Below are 5,084 nucleotides of genomic sequence, written 5' to 3'. Positions count from 1 at the left end.
CGCCCGCATTGTCCGCGTCATAGAGGGCGCCGAGCGCAGCGTCGATGGCCGCGTCAGCCTTCGACAGGGTGCCTGCCCCGACGAATGCCATGGCAGCCGGCGCGCCCAGCACCATCCGCCAGCGCCGCAGCCGCTCGGACTCCTCCATCCCGGCCGTGCCGTCGGTGTCGGTGTCGGTGCCGGTGCCGGTGCCGGTATCGGTGCCAGTGTCGGTGTCGGTCTCCGCCGGAACAGCGCTGCGCGGGACAGAAGCGCTGCGCGGGACGGGAGTGCTGTCCACCGAAGGAACGTCAGCCATGTTCGGGACTCCCTCCTACGCCGGGAAGACCCAGTAGCGCGGTGATGGTGGGCAGGACACGCGTGACCCGGTCGAAATCCCAGGCGGCCGGATCGCCCGCCGGCCCGGTGATACCGGCCGCGTTCTGCCCGGGGACCATGCCCGGACCGACGAGCCCGGTGCCGTCCGCGCCGGGGCGGGGCGACACCGCCCGTACCCGTTCGGCGATCATGCGCCGTTCCGGGATGCTGAAGGCGGCGAACACCCGCCGCAGCGGCGCGAGGACGACGGTGAAGGCAGTGCCGTCAAGCGAGCTCAGCCATGCGTCGATGAGACCGAGCAGCCCCGGGTTGCGGGCCAGCACCGATCCGGAGGCGCCGAGGAAGCCCGCCAGCCACTGGGCGGCGTCGGCCGGAGCGCCGCCGGCCGCGGACAACGCCCGAGCGAGGCGGACCGCGACGTCCGCCGGGTCGATCTCGCCCGCGTCCGACAGGATCCCCGCGCATCTGCCGGTGACCAGACTGTTCCCGCCATAGGCGTCGGCGACGGCGCGAACCGCGGTGTGCCAGTGGCTGACGTGCTCGGGGTCGGCGATCAGCCGGAACGCGGTGTCGGCGGTGTCCACGGCGGCGGCCACGGTTCTCGCCGCGTCGTCGTCGAGGCTCTGACAGGCCGGGGGCAGCCCTGCGCAGATCCGTACCATCAGGCTTTCGGCCAGCGTGGTGACCAGGGTGGTGTCGGTGGCGCGCACGTCGCCGTAGCGGTGGACGTGGGCCAGCGGTGCCAGCGCCGCCATCAGATGGGCGATGTCGCCGGTGCCGGCGGCGCGGCGTTCGAGCCCCGCGGTGACCGCCGCCAGGGCGTCGGGCAGGCCGGCGAGCACGACCTGTTCGAGCATGCCGGTGATAGTCGGCAGGTCGGCGGCGCCGCGGGCCTGTTCGGTGACGACCGAGGCGGCCGCGTCGGCGACGGTCGCGCCGTGACGGGCGGCGGCGATCACCGCGACGGCGTATGCCGGATCCCAGCGCAGCGTCCACGCCTCGGCGAAGGTGCCGGTGCTGGCCGTGACCACCGGGGTCCCCCACGGCACGTCGAGCAGCCGCAACCGGTGCAGAAGCCGGCTGCGTTCGCGGTCGGTGTCCTTGCGCAGGTCCAGCCGGATGGCGCGATCGGCAGCGGTGGGCTGCAGCCGGAGCCGGCGCTGGGTCCGGGCAAGGTCGGCGGCCAGCGGTACGGCAGGCGCATCGGCGCCGACCGCGCCGAGTACATCGCCGACGACGAGCTGTTCGCGGACGACCTCGAGCGGCACCGGGTCACCGGCGCACAGCCCGGCGAGCACGGCGTCGGTGAGCTCGGTCAGTCCGGGCAGGGAGCGGTCACGCACAGCCGCGAGGGTTTCGGCGAGACGGACGGTTTCGACCACGGACGCGGGGGACGCCGGCAGGTCGGCTGCGCGCAGCAGAGATGCCACCCGGGCCACCCAGCGGGCCGTCACCTGGTCCGGCGCGGACCACAGGTGCTGGTACCAGCCGGGTGAGGTGATGCCCGCGCCGTAGCCGGACGCGGTGGCGAGCAGGGCGTGTGTCCACGGCACCCAGGTGGTCGCCGTGCGCACAGGTCGGGGGCTACGCAGCAGTTCCCGGTCGGCGGTCACTGAGGTCGCTCCAGCCGTCCCGGTCAGCGCCGGGACGTGCCACGCCCCGCAGATCACCGCGATGCGGGCGGCGGCGTCCGCGCCGTTGCCGGCCTTACGGATCTCCAGACGCATGTGCGCCTCACGCATCTGTTCCCGGCGCTGCCGGGCGGTCTCGGCGGAGGGTTGGGCGGCTGGCCCGGCGCCGAGGATGCTCCCACCGGCCGCCGCGGCGGGGTCGCCGTGGCCGGCACGCAGCTGAGTCATCGCCTCGGCGACCGCGGCGAACAGGGCGAGGGCCTCGCTCCTGCCGCCGGGTCCGCCAGGTCTGTCGGGGTCGACGCGGCGGTGCTCGACGAGGTCCTCCCAGAAGCGCTCCGGGTCGTCGTGCCCGGCGGCCAGCGCCAGCCAGCCGAGCGGGTCGTCGATGAGCGGCGCGGCGGGGACGGGCTCCGCGTCCCCGTCAGCGGTCGACGGGTCCGGATCGACCGGGTCCGAGCCGACCGCGTCCGGATTGGCGCCCTCCGCCGGCCTTTCACTGTGGATCTCGGCCGGGTTGTCAGCCTGTCGGGGCTCGGTGAGCGTTGCGGCCCGCTGCTGGCGGAGCAGCGTCAGGGTGTTCCCGAACGGCAGATCGATGAACCGGACCGGGATGCCGGCGGCGGCGCCGTGCCGCAACGCCTGCCACTCCGGGGAGAACTCGGCGAGCGGCCAGAACGCGGCATCGCGGGGTTCGTCGACGGCGTAGACGGTCAGCGCCACCGGCGGGGTCAGTGAACCGGTGTACGCCAGCGCGCCGTCCCCCTCGGCGGGACCTTCGACGAGGATGAGGTCGGGGTTGATCTCAGCGAGAGCCGCGGCGACAGCCCGCGCGGAGCCCGGCCCGTGATGGCGTATGCCCAGGACGGTGACGCTCATCCGGCGAACGTGTCCGCATCGAGGTCGCGGCAGGCCCGGTACAGGTCCGACCAGCCGCGGCGGCCGCGGACGACGCCCTCGAGATACTCCCGCCAGGCCACCGGGTCGGTCGACGGGTCCTTGACGACGGCTCCGATGAGTACGGCGGCGACATCCTCGGCGGACAGCCTGCCGTCGCCGAAGTGGGTGGCCAGCGTCATCCCGCCGGTGATCACGCTGATCGCCTCGGCGGTGGACAGCGTCGAGGTCGGCGTCTTCAGCGTCGTGCGGCCGTCGACGGTGACCCCCGCGCGCAGCTCCCGGAATATCCGCACGACGCGCCGGACCTCGACGTCGGCTGGTGGTTCGGCGGGCAGGTCCAGGGCGCGGCCGAGGTCGGCGACGCGGCGGGTGACGATCTCGACCTCGGCGTCCTCGGTCGCCGGCAGTGGGAGGACGACGGTGTTGAACCGGCGCCGCAGCGCCGATGACATCTCGTTGACTCCGCGGTCACGGTCGTTGGCGGTGGCGATCACGTTGAATCCGGCGACGGCCTGCACCTCGTCGGCGAGCTCCGCGACGGGAAGGGTCTTCTCCGAGAGCACGGTGATGAGCGCGTCCTGGACCTCGGCGCCCATCCGGGTGAGTTCCTCCACCCGGACGATGGCGCCGCGGGTCATCGCGCGCATCACCGGGGAGGGCACCAGCGCCTCCGGAGATGGTCCCTCGGCGATGAGCCGGGCGTAGTTCCAGCCATAGCGGACCGTGTCCTCGGACGTGCCCGCGGTGCCCTGGACGACCAGGGTGGAGTCGCCACATACCGCGGCGGCGAGATGTTCCGACAGCCATGACTTCGCCGTGCCCGGACTGCCTAGGAGCAGCAGCGCCCGGTCGGTGGCGAGGGTGGCGACGGCGACCTCGACGAGCCGCCGGGCACCGATGTACTTCGGGGTGATGACGGTGCCGTCGCCGAGGGTGCCGCCGAGTACGTATGTGACGACGGCCCAGGGGGACAGTTTCCAGGACGGCGGCCGGGGCCGGTTGTCGGTGGCGGCGAGTGCGGCCAGTTCGGCGGCGAAGGCCCGCTCGGCGTGCGGGCGCAGCAGCTGGGGGCTGGAACCAGCCGCATCATCCGCGACCGGCGCGCCGCCGTGGGTAGCGCCGCCGTGGGTAGCGCCGCCGTGGGTGGCGCCGCCGTGGGTGGCGCCGCCGTGGGTGGCGCCGCCGTGGGTGGCGGTGGCGGTTGTTGCTGTCGACGTGGTCATGACAGAACCTTTCTGCGGGGCGAACGGTGTACCAGGACGGGATGACGAAGCGGTCGCCGGCCTCAGCTGGGATGTCCCGACCGGGACAGGATGGTGTCGCGGCGGGTTCGTCGGTCGCTGATCGTGGCGACCAGCCGCTGGTGGTCGGCGAACATCTCGGTCCGTATGGTCGCCGGGTCCAGGTCGGGGAGGCCCACGTCCGGATGCAGGCGGTGGGCGACGCCGGTCAACAGCGCCCGTTCCCACGCCTGCGCCCGTGCACCCGCGCCGGGGTCGTCGATCGGCTCGGTGAACAGCGCGGCCAGCGTCGAGCCTGCGGCCCGGGTGAACTCGGCGGACCACCGGCCGCTGACAGCGGCGAGAATCGTCATGGAGCGCTCCCGGCCGGGGTTGCCAGCGCGGTCGGGGCGACCGGATCGGGACCAGACGCTCTTGGGCGCCACGTTGGGCGCCACGTTGAGCGCCACGTTGAGCGCCCGGGTGCGGTCGGGTTCGGCTAGGCAGTCGATCAGCATCGCCTGGTGGTTCGGGCCGACCCGGGGGATCAGTGCGAGTGCCCACTCAGCGTTGCGGTGTCGAATGACCGGCTGGATCAGGCATTCAGGAATACTGATCGAGGCAGGGGCCGCGGTCGGATCCCAGACGACCTTGGCGTTCAGGAACCGCTCTGGGGGCAGGCCGGTGCGTTCGGTCCACAGCCGGGGGTCGACGCGGTTCAGCTCCGCGGCCAGCAGCCTCGCATACACGTCCGAGATGCTGTCGCGCGGTTGGCGTGCCTGTCCGTCCGTGATGCTGATGCCGTCGCGGGTCATCTCCTGCGTGCACAGCGTCGGTGGCCGGATGCGAAGCTTGCGACGGCTTACCACGATGGTTTCCGCGGTGCGGGCGGCGGCGCGTGCCTCGAATCGGGTGTCGGGCAGCATGAGCAGCACACCGACGGCGGCCGCGCGCACGTCGGCGCGTCGGTCGTCGAGGGCTGCTTCCAGCAGCTCCTCGTCCCACGGCCCGAGAC

The 5,084-nt window shown here is 73.2% G+C and carries 3 protein-coding genes and 1 pseudogene; all 4 read right to left on the bottom strand.

All coding sequences use genetic code 11. The features are described 5' to 3' along the window. Positions 1 to 298: pseudogene (locus tag U9980_RS21905) on the bottom strand (hypothetical protein); the annotation flags it as partial. Next, positions 291 to 2,828, bottom strand: coding sequence for a DUF5682 family protein (locus U9980_RS21900; protein WP_322769646.1), 2,538 nt, complete (start codon positions 2,826 to 2,828; stop codon positions 291 to 293). The gene U9980_RS21900 and the pseudogene U9980_RS21905, both read right to left, overlap by 8 nt. Beyond that, complete coding sequence (locus U9980_RS21895; RefSeq protein ID WP_322769645.1) at positions 2,825 to 4,072, bottom strand: AAA family ATPase; 1,248 nt, start codon at positions 4,070 to 4,072, stop codon at positions 2,825 to 2,827. Before U9980_RS21895 ends, U9980_RS21900 begins: the two co-directional genes overlap by 4 nt. Positions 4,073 to 4,134: 62 nt before the next feature. Beyond that, positions 4,135 to 5,084: DUF5691 domain-containing protein (locus tag U9980_RS21890; RefSeq protein WP_322769644.1), on the bottom strand; the 950-nt coding region annotated here is incomplete at its 5' end.

The sequence above is a fragment of the Protofrankia sp. Cr1 genome (genome assembly GCF_963555865.1).
Taxonomy (GTDB): Bacteria; Actinomycetota; Actinomycetes; order Frankiales; family Frankiaceae; genus Protofrankia.
Note: the sequence above shows the minus strand (reverse complement) of the source record. Positions and strands in the feature narration are given on the sequence as shown.